The organism is Aureibaculum algae (assembly GCF_006065315.1).
Lineage (GTDB): Bacteria > Bacteroidota > Bacteroidia > Flavobacteriales > Flavobacteriaceae > Aureibaculum > Aureibaculum algae.
This window is the reverse complement of the sequence record NZ_CP040749.1, coordinates 304,093-328,443: the sequence shown is the minus strand read 5'-3', so window position 1 is coordinate 328,443 and position 24,351 is coordinate 304,093. Positions and strand designations below refer to the sequence as shown.

Below are 24,351 nucleotides of genomic sequence, written 5' to 3'. Positions count from 1 at the left end.
TTAATTGTTAATAACTTCACGTGTAATTGTTAACAACCTAAACGTACCTATCTGATTGTTATTGTATTAAGCTTAATTTTAAAAAAGACTCCTGACGGACAAATTACTTGATTTAAATACACTATTCCTTAACATCTGAACGAACCTAATCCTTAATGTCGTAAAAGAACAAATTACCCCCCATTACCAGGTGTAGAATCTATATCTGATTGAGAACTATTAACTACCTCCACTTTATTTACAAACTCGCCACACACGTTAACAGTTACTGCATAGGTTAAGGTTAAAACACCACCACTTGACAGTACATAAGATCCTAAATCCCAAGTTAGAGCTCCAGTACCCGAATTGAAAGTTACCGTACCTTCACTCGTTACAAAATTAGGATGTGTATATAAAAAATCACCTGGTATTATATCTCTAATTGTAACTGCAGTTGCATCAGCTGGACCATAGTTTCTTAAGGTTATAGTGAAGGTAATATCGTCACCAACTACGGGAACTGAATTGTCAACTGTCTTTTTTAAACTCAAGTCAGCATCACAATCTTCAATAGTTAAAGAAACGGCTGTTCTTAAAACACTCTCACAACCAGTGGTTCTGTCTAAACTAGCCGCATAATAAGTAACTGCTCCAACCACATCAAGTGTAGCACTTGTAATAATATTACCGCCAGTTACTGCATCGTACCAAATAAGATCTGAACCAGAAGGTGCTACTGCTGTTGCTGCTAATGTTTGCACAGGCATATGAGCACATTCCGTTTTATCACCTCCACTTATGGGGGCAGGTGGAGGCATTGGGTCATTTAAAGTAACTGAGCCAGATGTACTTGTGCACCCTAATAAAGTAACTACAATATTTGTGTAACTTCCACTTTCTAACCCTGTAATTGCAAATTGACCACTAGAATTTGTGGTAAAATTTGCTGGACTTACATTTGTTCCATCATCTGCATAACTAACACTATAAACAGTACTTGGCGTTAAATTAAATATTATAATTAAACCATTAGATCCCGAGCAAGTTGAAGGATCTAAACTTGATATTGAATAATCAACATCGGTTTCACTTACCACGACCACACTTGTATCACTCTCACTAGAACAAGTTCCATTTCCATTTACGGTATATGTATAAGTCCCCGCTCCAGCCAAGGCAGGAGTCCAAACCCCTCCGGTATCAGGAGCTCCTCCTAATTCTGCAAATAATAACGCAGTTGTTAAGTGCTCATTTGAACATAAGACTAAGGCACCATCGGTTCCTGCATTTGGTTTTGCCGTATAATTAACTGTTACAGTAGCTATATCTTCTGTTGTACATGGTGAGGTTGCCGCTACTGTATAGGTATAAGTAGTTTCATTAGGAGCTAAAGCGGGACTCCATGTTCCACCTGCATCCTCACCTGTAATTGCAGTTTGTAATTGTGATAAGGTTACAGTTTCATCTTCACATAAGGTTAAGACTCCGTTATTTCCTGCATTGGGTTGAGCTTGATATGTCACCGTGACTGTTGACGTATCATGTCCTGTACATGGTGACGTTGCTGCTACCGTATACGTATAGCTTGTTACATTTGGTGCTAATGCGGGACTCCATGTTCCGCCTGTATCTTCACCTGTAATTGCAGTGTTTAACTGGGCTAGAGTTACTGTTTCATCTTCACAGAGTACTAATGTTCCATTGCTACCTGCTTCTGGTTGTGGTGTATACGTAATATTTACGGTTGAGGTGTCGCTCTCGCTTGAACAGACTCCTGTTCCATTTACAGTATAGGTATAGCTTGTTACATTTGGTGCTAATGCAGGACTCCATGTTCCGCCTGTATCTTCACCTGTAATTGCAGTGTTTAACTGGGCTAGAGTTACTGTTTCATCTTCACAGAGTACTAATGTTCCATTGCTACCAGCTTCTGGTTGTGGTGTGTACGTAATGCTTACCATTGAGGTATCACTCTCGCCTGAACAGGCACCAGTTCCGTTTACGGTATAGGTATAGCTCGTTACATTTGGTGCTAATGCGGGACTCCATGTTCCACCTGTATCTTCACCTGTAATTGCAGTGTTTAATTGAGTTAAGTTTACGGTTTCATCTTCACATAATATTAATGAACCATTGTTTCCTGCATCTGGTTGTGCTTGTAATGTTAATACAGCAACTTCTGATATTACAGAACCGCAACTAAAAGCACTATCTGAAATAGATACGCGGTATTGATAATTTTGAAAAGTTAGTGTAGGGGTAATCACATTTAAAACTGCGGCCGTAGCCCCATTATACACTGAACTATTACTAATATCAGAAAAGTTAGCACCTCCGTCAGTGCTCACTTGCCACTGATATATTAAATTTGAACCTGTCACCACTACTTCAAATCTAGCATTGTCACCAAAACAAATAGGGTCATCCGCAGGTTGATCAGTAATTACTGGAATTGCTCCCGCTTCCTGAAAATCATATGTGTTATTTGTATTCAAGTCATCTGGAGTAGTATAACCATCTGACCCACTAGTTACAACGCCATTCAAATTCACAGTCAGTCCAGAACCAATAGTTCCAGAACCTAATTGACCAGTAGAATCACCATCTGTAAATCCAGCTTCATCAACATCATTACAATTATCATTATCCGCATCTAATTCATAAGCATCATAAACTGAGTCACCATCTGAGTCGCTAATCGTATAGGTTATTGAAGCACCTGAAGTATCATTATTTTCAATTGACGTAAACAATCCATTATCTCCAAAAGAAGATGCTGGCCCATCAATGACACCATCGTTATTACTATCATGTACTCCTGAAACATTAAGAGCTCCACTTTCTTCCAAGTCATATATTCCATCATTATCAGAATCTAAATCTAAGGAATCAGGTATTCCATCAAAATCAGAATCGACATCAACACAGTTAGATAAAAAACTGGCGTCATTTACCACAAAAAATGCTGGGTCAGCATCAGAAGATATCTCTAATCGTAAAGCAACAGCATTTGCTATCTCTGCAGGTGTTAAATTAAACTCAGAAAGTTCAATTGCTGCAAAACGTATCCCTTTTGGTTGATTGGTACCACTTACCGAGTCATTCGTATTATATTGGTCTACTATATGATTACCCATTGAACTCACTGTATTCCAATTTACAGTAACTCCGTTACCAATAAAATGACCTGAATTATCAATAAGATGCAACGTGTTAAAAGTAGATCCTCCCGGCTGAGCTACTTGAGTTACAAGAATATCTTGAATTCCATCACCGTAAGCACTAGCCAATATCCCTTGAATATTAAAATACCAAACATCTCCAATATTAGCAATAGAATATGCTAAATTCAAACCTCTAACTCCCTGATTTAAATAGGGATTAAAAGGTGCACCTCCAGATGTTAAAAGAGGGCCAACAGCCGCTGTGGTATTCCCATCTAAGGCAGATCCCTCTAAGCGAATACCGGTATTAATATCTCTAACTGGTGTAAGTGCCGTCCATGATGTTTCTACTAGAGTTACATCACCTGTTCCATTACCATCAGTATCTAAAGCATCAAACAATCCGTCATTGTCACTATCAATTAACCTACTATTTACAACTCCAGTGGCATATGTTTGACTTCCTACCTCAAAAGCTAATAAGTTTGATGTATTATCAGGTCGTACTGAATTAATAGCACCAACTGCTGAAGTCCAATAACCATTAAAATCTGTGTACAATCTTGAACCTAAACTAAGAGCAGCATTAGAACTAGGAGGAACTCCAGGAGATATACTAACTTCACATTGACTCTCTTCTAAATCAGGTATACCATCATTGTCATCATCTAAATCAATTCTATTAAAAATACCATCGCCGTCAGTATCTATATCTACTAAAACAGTTATTGTAGCTGCTGTTGAGGTAACAGCATCACAAGCATAGGTTACATTATTAATTATAACTCGGTATTTATTATTATCAATAGAAGTGGTAACTCCTGTAATTACAAGATTTGCTGTATGGGCACCAGAATAAATACCCGTATCACTTAAGTTATTAAAAGTAACCCCATCGTCTGTACTCTCTTGCCATTGATATGCCAAATTTGAACCAGAAGTAACTACACTAAAACTACCAGATTCAGTTTCATAAACACTAATATCAAGTGGTTGGTTATTAATTGTCGGTAACGAACCGATTTCTCTAAAATCAAAAACTGAATTACTGTTAGCATCTGTAGGTGCGGTGTATCCGTCTGAACCACTAGTTACCACCCCATTTGAATTCACCGTTAATCCTGAACCGAAAGTCCCCGATCCTAAAAGTCCATTAGAATCTCCATCTGTATATCCCGCCTCATTTACATCATCACAACCATCATCATCTGCATCTAATTCTTGGGCGTCAATTATAGCATCCCCATCAGAATCAGCCACTGTATAATTTATAGTTTCTCTATCTGGATCATCTTGTACAGCATTTGGAACCCCATCTACTCCAACAGCTCCATTTACCTCCCCATTTGTATGTGGTTGGTTGTGTGCCGCCTCAACAGCATCGTAAATACCATCGTTATCACTATCTAAATCAAAAGCATCGATGATGCCATCGTTATCAGTATCTTGACAACCCCCTGTATTTACCACACTCACATAATCGATATCTGCTCCTGCTGAAGTAGAACCTACTGGCGGAGTGGCTCGGAATTGTATGGTTGTTTGAGTAGTCGTTGCTGTGAATGTCTGACTGTAATAATACCAATTTCTTGGTCCAATTACTCCCGCTATTGGACCTTGAGCTGTGGCAGTTATCGTCTCATTTATTAATGGATTATTAGCTGCGTCTAATACATCTACATCTAGAGTTATAATGGCACCATTGCCATGACCTACATCCTCACCCCAATGAAATGAAAATGTATATGAGTTTCCGGGTATTGTGTTTATAATTTGAGACAAAGTTCCATTAACACCACCTGTTACATTATTATTTCCAATTATATCCACATATTGATTTCCACTATATGCCGTTGCAAAACTATTTGATGACCAAGATGGACTTTGACCACCAACCCAACCATCCATATTATGAGTATAGTTCCATCCGTATAACGTATTCGAATTATATGTTGCACCTATAAATGTACCTGAAGCATCGGTAAATGCGTCTGGAAACACGATAGGGTCTGAAAAATCTTGAGCTTCAAAACTACCGTTAATCACCAAGTTTCCGCAACCTTCGTCAGTATCTAAAATACCGTCATTGTCATCATCAAAATCTTCAGCATCTACAATTCCATCACTGTCATTATCGGGTCTATTATCTAGTGTATCTCTAAAATCTACATCACCACCAGAATTGGCGTCATTATCAGAATCAAGTAATGCTAATGGACCTGTTATTGGATCATCAATGGTTCCACCTGGATCTGCATATCCACTAGTATTTGCATCAGTGCCATCATCCAATCCATCATTATCGATATCAACACCACTTGAGGCAATTCCAGCCTCCGCCGTATCATTTAAACTGTCATTATCAGCATTTGTATCCAAATAATCAGGAGTATCTGTTCCGTCTGTATTTTCTGGTGACAAACCACCTATATAGGCAGAATTTACACCATTATTTGTGATATAATCTGATGCTGTATCTACGTTTGGAGCAGTATAACTGGTTGTTAGTTGTGCCTCGACATTGTCTGGAATTCCATCACCATCACTATCAAGATCCATGTGGTTTGGAATACCATCGTTATCCATATCTAAGTTGGCACATATTAAAGCTGAATTAAGCGTACAAAAGTTTGCATCTAAATAATTAGGAACCCCATCTGAATCTGCATCTGCATTTGGATCACTACCATTAGACTCGGTAGTATCTAAAATTCCATCATTGTCATCATCCAAATCATATTGATCTGCTACGCCATCATCGTCAATATCACGTAAAATTGAAAAGTCAACTGATGGAACATCGGTAGTGTTATTACTATCTGTTTGATCTTGGCTATTTGTTGCGGTATTCGTGCGATCCAAACGCTGTTCTAGACCTGATATTTCATTAGCCACTGCCTCTATGGTTATCGTTTCTGTTTGACCACTAGTTAACGTTCCAACCGTCCAGTTCGGTGCTGACCAAGAACCGATACTTACATTAACACTTGAGATACTCAATCCAGAAGGTATCACATCATTTACATTCACATTTGTAACATCATTAAGACCTCTACTCTCCACTGTGATCACAAATGTGATTATATCTCCTACAAGCACCTCTGTTTTATCTGCGGTTTTATTTAAAACAATATCAGGAGCACAATAATAAGCTGAAATTGGTTGCGAATCATAGGTACAACCCCCTTTGGTTACACGTACAAAATAATCTCCTGAATCTGTAGGATCATAGGTTGGGTTTGTTGCACCAGGCACCAATACTCCATCATCAAACCACTGGTAAGTTTCAAAATCTTTATCTACAACTTCTACTGTTGCTCCAGGAAGACACCCTCCCCCTACAACTTCCAAATCAATAACAGGAACTGTATCAAATCCGGAAAAATAACCCGCAATTCCACGTGCTCCATTAAAACCTAAAAACCCAACAGCTATTGGACCTGTTGAAGTTACAGAAACATTACCTGTGAGACCAGATAAATAAAATGTTTTCCAATCTGGTGAGCCAGCCACGGTTTCCTCGGTAGGTAATGTTACCACACCCGTGCCATCGGTAACAGTAATATCAGCATTAGCTGTAGTAGTTGATGCTATAATAAACAAACCTCCAGCAGCTGTAATACCTGAAATATCTTCAATATCATGAATAAAATCCATGGTATCTGGCATTAAACAATTTACTGGGGCCACAAAATTTAAACTGACTGTATGAATCCCTGAATCTCCAGAAATTACTTGATAGGCATATACATCTTTTGCGGAAGACACAAACATATTATCACCTACTGAAGATCCTGAATAAAATGATGAAGGGATTTCTACATAATCTCCTACACCTATATTTGCATAAGGAGTAGCACTTCCGTTTACATAAATGTTGGTGTTGGCTTGAGTACCAATAATAACCACAAACTCGTTAGTTGCCCCACCATATCCACGAACAAAAACATATTCCTTTCCTAATTTATCTTCTGGGACGGGTTGATCTGCTCCAGCATCTCTACTTCCACTACTAGGATTTATACCAAAATTTAGCATCCCATTACTTATAGCAATATCCTTATCCGAAACGATTGAAGCTCCAATCCAGCCATCTATGTTAGCATTGGTAGCATCTTTCGCAGCTTCAAGCACATAAGACTCTCCTTTATCCAAATTAATTGTAATAGAATTAGCGGTAATACCACCAACTGTGGTCGCTAAACGAAATTCACAATTTGGATCATAACCACTAATCGTAATTTCTGTGTCATCTTCAGTAGCCATAATACCCAAAGTAGCACTCATTGAAGGATGATTCGCCTCTATGGGTGCACCTCCCCATTTAAAACTCTGCCCCAACGCAGCCCTTCCTTTTGAAGTTATCGACGCGGCCTGAGAACCAGATCTTCCTCTGTAATTAACATAAAATTTTTCTCCTCCTGGAGCCTCAAATCGTAAACCGCTACCTGTAAGCTCTATACCTGTATTTGCATTTGTGACTAATAAAACGTTATTATCTCCATTAGCCAAACCATACGTTACAGGAGTTGCTTTTGATAAAGATAATGTGGCAACAGCGGTAGGATTTATCCCTTGATAAACGTTTACTGTAAAACTTGTAACTTCAGGAGTTGACAAATAAATTGTTTGCTGCTGAATGGCAACATTATTGCTATCCTGTTTTAAAGGAGGTAAATAATGTAAATCACTTAATTGACTATTCCCAATTTGTGTAAAAACTATTGTTATTATAAGGACAAATAACTTTCTGAATTTCTGATCCACTTTTTTAAAGAATTCTTATTTAAACAGTATTATTCTATTATAACCACCTCATCCTGATTTTACCCAGTATGATTTGTTATTTTTTTTATAAAACTTCATAAGCTAGAGATCCTTAAATAAGACCTACTAATGAACACTGAAATAGAGCACACTGAAAAATGGTAAAATCACCAATTCAACATTTAGACATAGAAATAACCTTCGCAGGTATAATCAAACCATACGTTAGTGACATCTTTAAAATCAGTAAAATTTACAATAAAGGAATGGCCTTTTTAGAAAGCATGCAGTTCCAGCCTTTTAAGAGCAGAATATTAATAACACTAGAATTTATTACTAGTGCTTTTATTCTATTTTAGATTGGTTAAAACTGACATATATACTTTTACATAAAATCAGCCACAGTATGGTTACAGGTTATTTAGCAATTCAAATCAATGATTATTTATTGATTTATATTACAAAATTGATTAACACCAGTAACTCCTTTTTATTTTTCCACTTATTACTAGAACGAATATAGACACCTTATTTTAAATTGTTAACAATATGTTGATAACCCTAAAAAATTGTTAATAACTCTAAAGAAAACAAGTAACAAACAAAGTTAAATACCTGTTTTATAGCACTTAAAAAATTTAAACGAACTGAACCTAAATCCATAGAAATGAAATGGACTCTTTTAGATGAAAAATTGATATTACTGCCCGTTATTTGGTGTAGAATCTGGATCTAAAACAGCACTATTTGTAATCTCTGCTCGATTCTTAAACTCTCCACAAACATCAACGGTAACCGTATATTCCAACGTGATTGAATTGCTATTATTTAAGACATATGATCCGACATCCCAAGTTAATGTTTGCGTACCCGAATTAAAAGTAACTGCTCCTTGACTTGCCGTATAATTCGCAGGAATATGAGTATACGTAAAATCAAAAGGTAAAACATCTTGCACTACAATTTCTGAAGTAGATGAAGGTCCATTATTCAAAATAGTAATGGTAAAAGTGATATCATCTCCTTGATTTGGATTGCTGTTATCTACCGTTTTAGTTAATTCTAAATCAGCACTATTTATTGCATCTCTAAAATCAACATCACCCCCTGTATTGGCGTCACCATCTACATCTGGCAAAATAATTGGATTTGTCAATGGATTGTCAATTGTTCCTCCTGGATCTGAGTAACCATTTGTAGCATCTGTACTATTATCCAAACCATCTCCATCTGTATCAGCGTTAGCCAATGTAATTCCGGCTTCAACTGTATCATTAGCCCCTTCATTATCAGAATCTAAATCTAGATAATCAGGATCATCTGTACCGTCTGAATTGGCAGGTACTAAACCGCCTAAGTAAGCGGAATTCAAACCATTATTTGCAATGTAAGTAGCAGGACTATCGGCATTCGGAGCAATATATCCAATAGTGGTTTGTGCTTCTACATTATCTGGAATACCATCATTGTCACTATCTAAATCTAACGCATCAACAACACCGTCACCATCTGAATCTATACAAGTACCTGCAATAAAATCAGAATTCACAACCTCATAAGGTTGAGAACCTTGTCTAATTTCTGCCGTAAAAGTATAAGCACCTCCCTGATCCCAATACACAAAATCAATAGGATAAAATCCGCTTGCAGCAATAGTAAAATTACTATGAGTTCTTGTAGTTGGACCTTGATTTGCGTCATAAATAGCAACAATATTTCCATCAATTATTACTCGATACCCGTCATCTGAACGAACTCGCATATTATAAGTGCCCGCCGCTAAATAAATAGAACCATTCATCAATATGATACCTCGACTGGTATTACCTGGATCATTACTTAATGAAGCAGCATCACCTGCCAAGAAATTTTGCAAGTTAGTACCATTACCTATTCCTCCACTAAATTGAGGATAATCTATATTCGTTGCTATAAAAGTAGCATCTGGCGTTCCAGAAGTGGCTGCTAATGCAGACGCCACATTGTTTACTGTTCCATTTGTTCCATAAAATTCTCCATTTAACCCACCACAACCTTCTACAATATCCAAAATCCCATCATTATCATCATCTAAGTCTACTTCATCAACAATTCCATCATTATCTGTATCTGGTCTATCATCAACCGCATCACGAAAATTTACGTCACCACCTGTTAAAGCATCTGAATCAACATCAGGCAATACTCGAAATCCACTTAAAGGATTGTCAATAACCCCTCCAGGATCTGAATAATCCGTTGAAGCATCAGTGGCATCATCTAACCCATCACTATCTGAATCGCTATTTACAAGAGTTATACCTGCTTCAACAGTATCATCCGCCCCTTCATTATCTGAATCTGTATCTATATAATCAGGATTGTCAGTGCCATCCGTATTTTCTGGTGTTAAACCACCTAAATAAGCAGAGTTAACTCCATTATTCGTGATATAATCTGATACTGTATCTGCATTTGGAGAACTATAGTTAATTGTTAATTGTGCTTCTACATTATCTGGGATACCATCACCATCACTATCTAAATCTAATCGGTTTGGGATTAAATCTCCATCTGGATCTGTATCACCTTCAATTGTATCTAGAATTCCATCATTATCATCATCTAAATCTACAGAATCAACAACGCCATCTGCATCACTATCTGGATCATTATTGTTATTTCCAGGACTAGCTATTCTAGCTGAAGCATCGCTTTCAAATGTTGGTAAATAACCCGTACATCTACCTGAAGCTTGGGCACTTGTTGTAGGCTCCCAACAACCAGACACATTACCATCTATACCATTTGAACTTAAACTAATTGACTGTCCGTTACCGGCATTATCCAATGTGTTTTGAACACTATTATCCCAAAAAACAGCTAATGGTGGTTGGTTTATTCCATTATTTACTCCATAAGCTACATAATCAACCAAAGTAGTATTGGTATCATAAAGCCAAATATCGTCACCATTATTATTAAGTTTTGTACTATTTCCCAACCAAGCCTGAAAGGAAGCATTAGGTGCGTTTTTGGACGCATTCTGTTGACCTATCCAAACTACGGCATAGTCGCCTGGCTGCAAAATAGTAGAACCTAAGCACACTTGCGAACCTGAACAACTAAACGTAAATGGATTGGCACTATTGGTAATACTTCCACTAAAATCAGTTTCATTATAGATTAATAAATTACCATCAATCAATTGCCACCCTGCTAAATCTACAGCTGTAGACCCCGCATTAAAGAGTTCTATAAATTCATCATTACCGGCAGCACCCCCTGCAGTTTCATCAAACAACACCTCATTTATTACAATATTGCCTTGTTTATTTGCAGCATCTAAACACAAAGAAAATGTACCTGCCGAACTGGAATTTGTAACATCGACCGAAATATAATAGGTACTGCCAGCGATTAAGCCAGGCACTCTCAAAGTTACATCAACTGTTCCACTTGAATATCTTGTACTACTGACTTCCGTCGTACCATCAGACTCCCAGATAGCGAGTTGCGTATTGCGTTGATCACCTTTAACTCCACCAATATCAACGGTAATATTCAGTTGATCATTAGAAGGTGCGATTAGTTTAAACCATCTATTTTGTCTAGGCCCACTATTATTCCAATGGGTTCCTGCATTTTTATCTGGTGTAGCACCACGAGTATCATAAATAGCATCTGCTGAACAAGCGTTTATAAGGGTTGTTACATCTATTGCACCTTCGTAAAAATCATAGTCAACAGTATCTTGTAAACACAATGTAAAAGTTCCATCTGTACTGGTATTATAACTATCTACCGAAATATAATATGTCTCACCTATGGTTAATCCGACGTAGCCCACATCAATATCATTATCTGACGCTGTAGAGAAATACCGTTCACTATTGAGCTCAGTGATGCCATCATCTTCCCAAAGTGCTAATTGTGAATAACGCTGACTACCTTTAACTCCACCAATATCAACAGTAATATTTATCTGATCTGTAGTGGCTACAAAGCTAAACCATCGGTTAAATTTTGGACCACTATTATCCCAATTACTTCCAGCATTTTTATCTGGTGTAGCACCGCGAGTATCATAAATAGCATCTGCTGAACAAGCGTTTATAAGGGTTGTTACATCTATTGCACCTTCGTAAAAATCATAGTCAACAGTATCTTGTAAACACAATGTAAAAGTTCCATCTGTACTGGTATTATAACTATCTACCGAAATATAATATGTCTCACCTATGGTTAATCCGACGTAGCCCACATCAATATCATTATCTGACGCTGTAGAGAAATACCGTTCACTATTGAGCTCAGTGATGCCATCATCTTCCCAAAGTGCTAATTGTGAATAACGCTGACTACCTTTAACTCCACCAATATCAACAGTAATATTTATCTGATCTGTAGTAGCTACAAAACTAAACCATCGGTTAAATTTTGGACCACTATTATCCCAATTACTTCCAGCATTTTTATCTGGTGTAGCACCACGAGTATCATAAATAGCATCTGCTGAACAAGCGTTTATAAGGGTTGTTACATCTATTGCACCTTCGTAAAAATCATAGTCAACAGTATCTTGTAAACACAATGTAAAAGTTCCATCTGTACTGGTATTATAACTATCTACCGAAATATAATATGTCTCACCTATGGTTAATCCGACGTAGCCCACATCAATATCATTATCTGACGCTGTAGAGAAATACCGTTCACTATTGAGCTCAGTGATGCCATCATCTTCCCAAAGTGCTAATTGTGAATAACGCTGACTACCTTTAACTCCACCAATATCAACAGTAATATTTATCTGATCTGTAGTAGCTACAAAACTAAACCATCGGTTAAATCTTGGACCACTATTATCCCAATTACTTCCAGCATTTTTATCTGGTGTAGCACCGCGAGTATCATAATTAGCATCTGTTGAACAAGTGTTTATAAGACTGGAGACATCTTCCGCTCCTTCGTAAAAATCATAGTCAACAGCATCTTGTAAACACAGTGTAAAAGTTCCATCTGTACTGGTATTATAACTATCTACCGAAATATAATATGTCTCGCCTATCGTTAATCCTACGTAGCCCACATCAATATCATTATCTGAGGCCGTAGAGAAATACCGTTCACTATTCAACTCAGTGATGCCATCATCTTCCCAAAGTGCTAATTGTGAATAACGCTGACTACCTTTAACTCCACCAATATCAACGGTAATATTTACCTGATCTGTAGTAGCCACAAAGCTAAACCAAACATTAAATAACGGACCACCATTGTTCCAATTTGAACCAGTATTCCCATCAGGTGTTGCGTTTATTGTTGTATATGTTGCATCTGCAGAACAACTATTTATTATTGAAGAAACATCAATAGCATTGGCATAGTCATCATTTGCGGGTTGAGCATAAGCTACAAAAGTCATCAAAAAAAACAGAGTAGTGAAAATAACATTTTTTACAGCTACTTCACTTTTTGACAACAGATTATACAAACTAACGTTTCCATTCTGCATTGCATTTTTTAATTCCAAATTGCATTTATTTAAAAACAACATCAAAACAGCCCTCGTAAATCTTGGAGATTTACAAATACACTTACTGATTATCAGTTTGTTAAATTTTTGTCGGCAACACATATAGGCTGCACATAACATTTTCCACTTTATTACAAGGGATTAAACGCCATCACCAGTATGTTATTGTGTTTTAATAGAGAATTTTTGATTTTAAAATCACTTTAATTTAAAGAAAGTTTAATCTCTTAATTATCTAATTCTGTACAGAATTTTTTTGCAAATCAACAGTATGAGATATGTTAAAAAAATAAGGTTTCTAAAAAATTTAATAAAATGGATTTAATATTGGAAAGGATACTACAACTACTGATAATTCATTAGTCATCTCTATGGATTTTAGGTAAGCATTTGAATCAAGTGATTTTATAGTTACCATTTAAAACCAAAAAACACTTCAAAAAAGTAATTAATTGCTTAACGTAATTCTTATTGCCCATTATTAGGCGTAGAATCTGGGTCAACTTGTGAACTCTGAATGATTTCCACCTTATTAACAAACTCTCCACAGACATCAACAGTAACGGTATACGTTAATGTTAAACTGCTTCCGCTAGTCAAAACATAAGCTCCTAAATCCCATGTCAAGGCACCTGTTCCTGAATCAAAAGCTACTGTACCTTCGCTCGTAGCGAAATTAGGATGTGTATACGTAAAATCACCCGGTATAATATCTCTAATAATTATAGAATTGGCATCAGATGGCCCATTGTTAATTAATGTAATTCTAAAGTTAATAGCATCACCTACATCAGGCGTTGAATTATTAACGCCCTTTTTTAGAGTTAAGTCCGCTTCACAGTCTTGTAGCGTTAAAGTAACTGCGGTTCTTACCGTGCTCTCACAGGTTGTAATATCGTCTGTACTTCCTGCATAATAAGTTATTGTTCCGACAGTATTTAATGTTGGACTTACTACAACCTTACCACCGGTTGCTGCATCATACCACACTACACTCGACCCACTAGGAGCTGTTGCTGTTGCCGTAAGTGTTTGCGTTGGTATGGTTGCACACTCCAACTGATTACCTCCACTTGTTGGTGCCACAGGGGCAATTGGATCAGAAAGCGTTACACTTAACGGAGCTCCAGAGCATCCAAATAATGTTGCCACTATATTTGTGTAAGAACCAGCAATTAGTCCATTGATAAGAATATCTCCGCTAGCATCAGCAGTTAAAACAGTTGGTGTTTGTGGCCCACCGTCATCTGAATAGCTCACTCTATAATTCGTTCCAGCCACTAAGCCTGTTAAAGTGATGGATCCATCAGCACCAAAACACGTAGTTGGATCTACACCCGAGGCTGTATATGAAACATCAGGAACAGTTAAGGTCACTGGCGAAGAAGTTGTAAGACTACAAATATAAGCACTACTACCAACTATAACTTGATATTGATATCCATTCATACTCTCTAAAGCACCAGTAATATTCAATGTAGCATTATTAGTACCTGTGTATACCCCAACATCGCTTAAATTAGTAAATGTTGAACCTCCATTTGTGCTTATTTGCCATTGATAAATTAAATCTGTGCCTGAGGCTACAACACTAAAAGAACCGTTAGCACCTTGACAGATGGGTTGGCTAGTTGTTTGGGCAGAAATAGATGGCGAGGTACCTGCTTCTTGAAAATCATAAACATTATTAGAATTACCGTCAGCGGGTGTGTTATACCCATCCACTACGTTTGTTCCTGAAACTAATCCATTTGCATCGACTATTATAGGTAAATCAGCTAAAAGACCATCTCCATTACCATCAGTATAGCCCGCTTCAATTACATCATTACAACCGTCAACATCAGAATCTAACTCTTTGAAATCATAGATACCGTCTCCATCGGAATCACCAATTGTATATGTTAATAAACCACTATCAATAGTAGTTTCAATAGTATCAAAAACACCATTTGCACCAACATTCGTTGCGTCAGCTCCATCAATTTTACCATTATCATCTACATCGTCAACACCAACAACATCGACACCCCCAGCTTCTATAATATCAAAAATACCGTCATTATCTGAATCTAAATCTAAACTGTTAATTATTCCATCACCATCTGTATCTAAAATAGCTACTACCCCATTGGCATTTAGGGCAGACCCATTGACTGCCGCATAATCTGCATCCAAATAGTTTAAAATACCATCACCATCGTCATCTTTATTTGGATCAGAACTTAAACATGAGAAAATGCTTAATGCTGGAATAGTTACTGCAAAAACATGCGTACTAGATGCCCCAAAATTAGGCCTATTAGCCGATGAAAATATAGTAGCACCATTAACATTTATACTATAGCCTGAAGTACCATTAGAGTCTGAACCCCCTGGATTATCAAGGCCACTTTCCGTGCCTGAATCAAAAATAGTAAAGGTATAATTGCCTGAATTTAAAACACTACTGTTTGAAACAATAATTTCATCTGAATCAACATAAGATCCACCACCTGCAATAGTATTGTCCGAAGCATCGGTTAGAATCCAGGTGGTTTCATTTTCATCATTATCCAAATCTATTGTCACTTCAATAGTGGACGAAGGTGCCGGACCTGTAACAGGATCAGTACCACATAATTCTTGAGCGTCAGTAATACCATCATTATCATCATCAAGATCAGCTAAATTTAAAATGCCATCAGCATCATGATCAACGTCTACAAATGGAACAGAAGTTGCAGTAGATTGATCGTCTTCACTGACAATATTATTATTTGGAAAAGAATCAGGATCAAGGTTGTTACTAGCAGTAATTTCAGCCGTATTTTCGTTCAAACCTGTTCCATTGACTGTCGCCGTAATTTGTAACGTGGTAGATGTAGCGGTATTTAGGTTTGCAATGGCCCAAACTCCGGTACTAGAATTATATGATCCTGCACCATTATCGCTAACATAAGTGTAACCCGATGGTAATTGGTCTGTTACTTCAATCCCAGTTGCATTACCGGGTCCATTATTAGCTACTGTAATTGAAAAAACAACAGTATTACCGACAACTGGAGTAGTAGTATTTATTGATTTTAACAAACTTAAGTCAGCGGTATCATCAGTGTTATCTCTAAAATCAACATCACCCCCTGTATTAACATCTGTATCTGCATCTGGCAGTATAACCCCACCTGTTAACGGATTATCAATTGTACCTCCTGGGTCGGTATAACCTGAGGCAGCATCAGTTGCATCATCGAGCCCATCACCATCTGTATCTGTTCCTGTCAAGGTTATGCCAGATTCCAGACTGTCGTCCAATAAATCATTATCACTATCGGTATCTAAATAATCAGGATTATCTGCACTATCTGTGTTGACAGGAGTCAATCCTTCGCCTGAACCCGGAGTATTTTCATACCTATCGTCCAGTCCATTTCCATCACTATCTAAAACATCAGGTGGTGCGTAACCAAGTGTTGTTTGTGCCTCAATATTATCAGGAATACCGTCACTATCTGAATCTAGATCCAAATGGTTTGGAATACCATCGACATCGACATCAAGATTCCCACAAATCAAAAATGCATTTAAAGTGCAAAAATCAGCATCACGATAATTTGGAACACCATCACTATCTGCATCTGCAAGTGGGTCTACTCCATTCGATTCGACAATATCCAAAATACCATCATTATCATCATCTAAATCTGCAACATCAGAAACGCCATCACTATCATTATCATTGAATGAAATATCTCGATAATCAACATCCCCTCCCAATAAAACATCTAAATCTGCATCAGGAAAGTTATCGCTTTGGGTATCATCCAATGCTCCATTAGGATCAATAAATGTATCTCCTCCCGTACCATCATCGTAGGCATCATCAAGTCCATTGACTCCTATAGTTCCATTAGTTTTACCATCAGTATCAGTATCTGCAGAACCATTACCAGCCTCAACAATATCAAATAGTGAATCATCATCAGCATCTAAATCTAAATAATCAGGATCGCCTGTTCCATCAGTATTTACAGGGACTATTGTAGCACCACCATTGTTTGTATCATAATTATTATCTAGCCCATCTCCATCAGTATCTATTCCAGCTAATGCTATATAACCAACAGTTGATTGTCCCTCAACATTGTCTGGAACCGTATCATTATCTGAGTCTAAATCAATATAGTTATTCAGTCCGTCACTATCTGTATCAGGAATAGCAAGTGGTGTACCTCCGAGTAGGGTATCAAGGTTACCATCTCTATTGTCATAAAGATCAATTGCATCAATTATTCCATCTGCATCACTGTCATTACCAGTACCTGTACCATATCTGCCATCTCCATTATCATCTACTCCTGCGGCTTCTAAAACATCGGTAATACCATCGTTATCTGAGTCTACATCATGATAATCTGGAATTCCATCACCATCTGTATCTACAGGTGTTAAGCCAACACCTAATAACACCGAAGGCAGGCCATTCAAATCTACTTCAGTAACATCTAATACACCAGTACCCGGCATACCACTACTGTCTGTATCTGCTGTACCACCAGTCTCCGTATAATCGGGAATACCATCATTATCACTATCTAAATCATCTTTATTTAACACTCCATCTCCATCAAAATCACCCGTTCCTTCAACAGTATCAAGAATTCCATCGTTATCATCATCAATATCTGTAGTATCAGCTAATCCGTCACCATCGTTATCTGAATTATCTAAATCTCTCCAGTCACGATCTCCTGTTCCATTCGTATCAGGCTGACTAAAAGGTGTTTGCCCTCCATTTGTAGCATTATTGGCTGCCGTACGTGTAGGTTGTAAATCAAAAATATCAGCAAGACCATCATTATCTGCATCATTAAAAGCGGCTAAATCTAATATACCATCATTATCAAAATCATCTTCACCAGGTCCCGTATAAAAATTTTCGAGAATATCATATGGATCAGCACCTAAACCGTTAGGATCATCAGCATCGGTATCTGCATAATCAGGAGCACTACCACCATCGGTATTGGTATAGCCAATTCCAACGCCACCATTGTCCACATCATATGCATCATCTATACCATCACCGTCAGTATCAGTTCCAAGTGGAGCTTGATAACCAATGGTAGGTTGCCCTTCTGTATTATCAATAATACCATCATTATCAATATCGATATCCAGGGTATTATTTACACCATCACCATCTCTATCTTGGTAAAAACCAAACCCGCCAATTACATTTCCTGCTTCGTCTGGATCGTTGGTATCTGCAAGTCCATCACCATCTGAATCTACGGGAATTCCTGTTCCAACAATACCATTGTTATCCCCATCTGTTACTTGAAAATTACCTTCAAAAGTATCAGGTAATCCATCACCATCTGAATCTAAATCGAGGTAATTTGGAATTGAATCTGAATCTGAATTTAAAAACGTCGGTAAGTTAGTTTCAACATCTATTGTATCATGCCAACCATTACTATCAACATCTAAAAATCCATCTATTTGACCATCATTATCTACATCGTTGTAAGTAGTATTATTTGAAAATGCCTCGGTAGTATCAGTAATTCCATCATTATCGGAATCTACATCTAAGAAATTATATAAGATGAAACTTGGATTATTATCATAGGCTGCATCACTATTGATAGGTATAACTGCTAAAATTCCGCTATCCGGAGAAGTTTCAACTTCATCAGCTAAACCATTTGTTCCATATGATACAGTATCAACCAAGCCATCATTATTTGCATCTGTATACCCTGCTTCAATTACATCAGGTATTGCATCATTATCGGAATCTAAGTCAAAATGATTTGGAATACCATCACCGTCAAAATCATAAATTTGTTCAATACCTGGAGTATCATCTCCAATAGACACATTACTATCGTCTTCATCTAAATAGGCCAAAATACCGTCACCGTCACTATCGGCTGAAGGATCGTTTCCGGCTGCTTCAAGAGTATCAGGAATTCCATCATTATCATCATCTAAATCAATAATGTCTGCCACACCATCACTATCTGTATCAACTTCTACTGCCACCACTACTAAGGCTACATCACAAAGTGCAGGTGTGTTGGTATCACATATTTGGTATTCGAAGGTATCCGTACCGGAAAACCCTGCATTTGGTACATATGTTATTTCACCCGTTGATGTATTAATAGAAATTGTACCGTTAGATGGAGCCAGTAAACTTGTGTTATTAATTGAAGAAACATCAATATCGTTTTCAATATCAGCGTCATTTGCCAAGACATCTATCACAACACCTGCAACATTATCTTTTATAACTAATGATGAGTCATCTACCGCACATGGTATGGCGTTAATAAAAATAATATCTGACGTACAAGCTAGTACAGGATCTATCACAAGCTGATAAGCACCAGGTGTAGCAATTATTATATTATCCAACCCTACACCATTTGCAATCATAACTGGAGTGGTATCGGCATCTTCATACCAAGTATATTCTGCTGTAGCAGAAACAAACTCGGCTTGCAATACTAACGTTTCTCCTGTTAGACAGCTATTGAAATCGCCCGGATCTGTTACGGCTGGGTTACTTACAGTAAGTGTGGCAGCATCTGAAGTTTCTGGGGAACACCCATTAACCCCATTAGCAACAATAACACGATACTGGTTGTTATGTAACCCTGGTAAAGCACCCGTAATATTTAAAATTGCCGCGTCGGTATCTGAATAAACCACCCCATCACTTAAGTCAGTAAAAGTTGAACCTCCATTGGTACTTATTTGCCATTGATAGGTCAAATTCGATCCAGATGCTATGACACTAAAGCTACCATTTTCGGTTTCACAAATTGTTTGATTTGAAGGTTGCGTATCAATTGAAATACTTGTTAAAGTAATCGTGGTTGTTGCAGAAATATTTAAAACAGGATCACCCACAGTGCCCCCATATTCTACGACATATCCTTGTGCTTGATATGCACCAGAAGTAGATGTTGTATTCGGCAAATCATTCCAAGAACCTGGAGAAGATGTTACTGAAACATCTGTTATATGTGCATAATTTTCTTGACCAGGAACCGCTGCACCACCCGGATAATCATTTGGTTCATTTGAATTCCAAAATGCAAAATTAGTCGGTGGTACTGTTATTCCTCCAATATTTCCACTCCAAAAAGGCGTTCCTGTTCCCCCATTTGCTAGTCCTTCAGGACCTGTGACCCATCTCCAATCTCCTTCACTGGCAGCATCAGTTGCTCCAATCCATCCAACACCAGTTGCTTGAGACCCAGAAAAATCAGCTTCAACTTGTGATGTTAATGTAGCTAGATAACCTTGTAATCCAAAATAAGTCCGAGCATTTGCGGCTGCATTCGCAGCAGTCCAAGATATATTTGGTTGGGTTACAAATTCATAATAGTGATCCGTTGGAGGTAAATAATTCGCGGTACCAGAAGTAATTGAAAATTGTCGAGTTCCGGTAGCACTCGCATTATTACTAGAATATTCTACTGCTAAAATTGCCACTTCAAACTCGGCAAATGTTGTAGGGCCTTGTAACGTAAGTTCTCCTTCTGTGACATCAAAACTTGAGGTAATGTTAGGATGGGTACCTGTAAGTGTTAATAAATCTTCGCCAGTTACATACCCAGAGGAAATTTGAATATACACCGCATCAGTTGTGGTATCATCTGGATCTGTAAGAGAAACACTTGTAGCAATGTTTTGTGAATTACCAGGACCCGGACATAAAAATTCATTGCCGACTGCTGTTATAACTGGAGGAGCATCTATAGATGGTACAATTGATTCCGTTAAATCATCTGCTGTAACATTGCTATCCGTTTGATCAGCATTAACAGCCGTTATTGTATTTGTTATTGTCGTTCCAGCAGTACCGAAATTTACTCCAGTTACAATATTTAATGTAGCAGTTGCACCAGAATTCAAAGTACCAATGATCCAAACACCCGTGCCAGAAACATATGCACCATCATCACTCACATAAGTAAGCCCACCGGGCAATACATCTGTTACTGTTAAGTTGGTTGCTTGTACAGGACCATTATTCGTGACCTCTAATGTAAAAGTAACATTATCTCCCTCATCTGGGGTATTATCACTTACGGTTTTAGTTACCGCTAAATCTGTTGAAGTTTATATAGCTGTACCTGAATATTCTACTCCAAAATCTGGGTTACCACCGTTATTATTCCTACAATCATATCTGTTTAAAACAACTCTTACCTGACCGGTAAAAGTTGATGTAAATGTAACTGTTGAAAGAATATTACCAGATACAATATCATCATTATACCCTACTAATGCCCCTCCAGATTCATTGTATAGCGATAACTGAGTGTCAAAAGTTCCATTTGGAGCAGTACTTACCCTATAATTTCCTCCATTGACAACATTCATTAAAAAATAATCTTCAGCCCCTATATTAGGAGTAGTTTGTGTTGCAGCAGATGGCGTTACGATAATACCCGAATTCCTTGCTCCAAATCCACATTGTGCATAACTATTGGTGGCAAATAACATTAAAATCACCAAAAGTATATTTAAGCAATTTTTAAAAGTATTCAAATAGGTTTCCTGGGCAGAAACAATACGGTTAGAACATATTACAAAAAAAGTAATTAGCGACAGACTTACTCTATTAATCAAATTTATTTTATTTAAAATTTACGTACACAATATTCGTAAAGACATACTTAGATGTTAAAACATAGCATTAACAATAAGACATACTTAAAATATTTAAATGTTCTATAACGCTCCTAACCGCATAGAACTCCCTTATTACCGTGTAGGTAAAATATATACAATATTTCTGAAATATAAAAAAATATACTACTTCCTCTATTCTTTTATCTTTTGACTCTTAACTTAAGAAATCAATTGAATTTCAGCTTCTTAGCAAAGATATGTAATTTCACATCTCATTTAGGGCTTTATGTTAACAACTACAAATAATTGTTAATAATTAAACCATTTCTAATAAAATTTATTTTTAAAAAATAATAGACAGAAAATTATAACAGAAATTTTATTAAAACCTACTAACTTCTAAAATCACAGCAATAATCTTTTAACTTTTTAATTTTCTAATTCTTCCATTTTAGCCTATATTTGCACTTATTTAGAACGAATCTATATTAACTATGATACAGGTATCTGAAATAGCAAAAAATAAAGTTATTGAAATGATGAAAGATGACGGTTATGATGCCGCTACTGACTTTGTACGTGTTGGCGTTAAAAGTGGTGGTTGCTCTGGCCTGTCTTATGAATTAAAATTTGATAAGGAACAACTAGAAAACGACAAGATTTTCGAAGTAAATTCGGTGAAAATAATTGTAGACAAAAAGAGCTTTTTGTACCTTGTGGGTACAACATTAGATTATTCAGGAGGACTTAACGGTACTGGATTTGTATTTAAAAACCCCAATGCGAACAGAACATGTGGTTGCGGAGAGAGCTTTTCACTTTAAAAAACTAGAATGAGTAAATATACAGAAGACGATTTAAAAAAAGAGCTAGAAACAAAAGAGTATGAATACGGTTTTTATACAGATATACAATCTGATAAATTTCCTGTAGGATTAAATGAAGATGTTGTTAGAGCTATTTCTAAAAAGAAAAATGAGCCTACATGGATGACGGACTGGCGTATTGAAGCTTTTAGAATTTGGGAGGCTATGACAGAACCCGATTGGGCTAACGTCAACTATAAAAAACCAGATTTTCAAGCAATCAGTTATTATTCAGCTCCAAAATCTGCAGACCCAAACAAAACATTAGATGATGTAGATCCTGATTTGTTAGAAATGTATCGTAAGCTCGGTATTTCGGTTGATGAACAAAAGAAACTACAAAATGTTGCTGTTGATATTGTTGTAGATTCTGTTTCTGTTGCTACTACTTTTAAAAAGACATTGTCAGAGAAAGGTATTATTTTTATGCCAATATCTGAAGCAATTCAAGAACACCCTGAATTGGTTAAAAAATATTTAGGCTCTGTTGTGCCACAAACGGATAATTTTTATGCTGCATTAAATAGTGCGGTATTTAGTGATGGTTCTTTCTGTTACATTCCGAAAGGGGTAAAATGTCCTATGGAATTATCAACATACTTCAGAATTAACGAAGGAGGAACAGGTCAATTTGAACGTACCTTAGTAGTTGCAGACAAAGGTAGTTATGTGAGTTACCTTGAAGGCTGTACAGCTCCTGCAAGAGATGAAAATCAATTACATGCCGCAGTAGTAGAACTCATAGCATTAGATGATGCTGAAATAAAATACTCAACGGTTCAAAACTGGTTTCCTGGTGGTAAAGACGGTAAAGGTGGGGTTTATAACTTTGTGACCAAACGTGGTTTGTGTGAAAAAAATGCAAAAATATCATGGACACAGGTAGAAACTGGTTCTGCTATTACTTGGAAATATCCGAGTTGTATTTTAAAAGGTGATAATTCTGTCGGTGAGTTTTACTCTATTGCTGTTACTAATAATTATCAGCAAGCAGATACGGGCACAAAAATGATTCATTTAGGTAAAAACACGAAAAGTACTATTATCTCTAAAGGAATTTCTGCAGGTAAATCTCAAAATTCTTATCGTGGTTTAGTTCAAGTAAATTCTAGAGCAGATAATGCTCGTAATTTCTCACAATGTGATTCCTTATTGATGGGAAATGAATGTGGAGCTCATACTTTTCCATATATAGAAGTTAAAAATAAAACGGCTAAAATAGAACATGAGGCAACTACCTCTAAAATTGGTGAAGATCAATTGTTTTATTGTAATCAAAGAGGTATTGGCACAGATAAAGCCATTGCGTTGATTGTAAATGGTTTTAGCAAGGAAGTTTTAAATAAATTACCCATGGAATTTGCTGTTGAGGCTCAAAAATTATTAGAAATAAGCTTAGAAGGAAGTGTAGGTTAAC

Annotated in this window: 6 protein-coding genes and 1 pseudogene; 2 read left to right on the top strand and 5 right to left on the bottom strand. The window is 37.0% G+C overall.

Annotation, left to right across the window (positions count from 1 at the left end; all coding sequences use genetic code 11):
• Positions 1–173: 173 nt before the first annotated feature.
• From FF125_RS01310 to FF125_RS01295, 5 genes and pseudogenes are all read right to left on the bottom strand, one after another.
• A complete protein-coding gene (locus tag FF125_RS01310; RefSeq protein WP_138948092.1) occupies positions 174–7,913 on the bottom strand; it encodes a DUF11 domain-containing protein in 7,740 nt (2,579 codons plus the stop codon).
• A 700-nt stretch (positions 7,914–8,613) separates the two neighbouring features.
• On the bottom strand, positions 8,614–13,428 hold the full coding sequence (locus tag FF125_RS01305) for a lamin tail domain-containing protein (protein WP_175418844.1): 4,815 nt from the start codon (positions 13,426–13,428) through the stop codon (positions 8,614–8,616).
• Between the two features lie 471 nt (positions 13,429–13,899).
• On the bottom strand, positions 13,900–19,857 hold the full coding sequence (locus tag FF125_RS22295; protein WP_394344127.1) for an Ig-like domain-containing protein: 5,958 nt from the start codon (positions 19,855–19,857) through the stop codon (positions 13,900–13,902).
• Positions 19,858–21,228: 1,371 nt separating this feature from the next.
• Positions 21,229–21,531: pseudogene (locus FF125_RS22290) on the bottom strand (DUF11 domain-containing protein); the annotation flags it as partial.
• 21 nt (positions 21,532–21,552) lie between these two features.
• Positions 21,553–21,948, bottom strand: a complete 396-nt coding sequence (locus FF125_RS01295) for a hypothetical protein (RefSeq protein WP_138948089.1) — start codon at positions 21,946–21,948, stop codon at positions 21,553–21,555.
• 614 nt (positions 21,949–22,562) lie between these two features.
• Between FF125_RS01295 and FF125_RS01290 the strand changes: the two genes are divergently transcribed.
• Together FF125_RS01290 and sufB are read left to right on the top strand one after the other, a co-directional pair.
• Positions 22,563–22,892, top strand: coding sequence for a HesB/IscA family protein (locus FF125_RS01290; protein WP_138948088.1), 330 nt, complete (start codon positions 22,563–22,565; stop codon positions 22,890–22,892).
• 9 nt (positions 22,893–22,901) lie between these two features.
• Positions 22,902–24,350, top strand: a complete 1,449-nt coding sequence (gene sufB / locus FF125_RS01285) for a Fe-S cluster assembly protein SufB (RefSeq protein WP_138948087.1) — start codon at positions 22,902–22,904, stop codon at positions 24,348–24,350.
• Position 24,351: the final 1 nt, after the last annotated feature.

Bases quoted from the DNA above. Each gene is read 5' to 3' on its own strand.
- FF125_RS01290 (WP_138948088.1), top strand. From the start codon at position 22,563: ATGATACAGGTATCTGAAATAGCAAAAAATAAAGTTATTGAAATGATG.
- FF125_RS22295 (WP_394344127.1), bottom strand. From the start codon at position 19,857: ATGATTGCAAATGGTGTAGGGTTGGATAATATAATAATTGCTACACCT.
- sufB (WP_138948087.1), top strand. From the start codon at position 22,902: ATGAGTAAATATACAGAAGACGATTTAAAAAAAGAGCTAGAAACAAAA.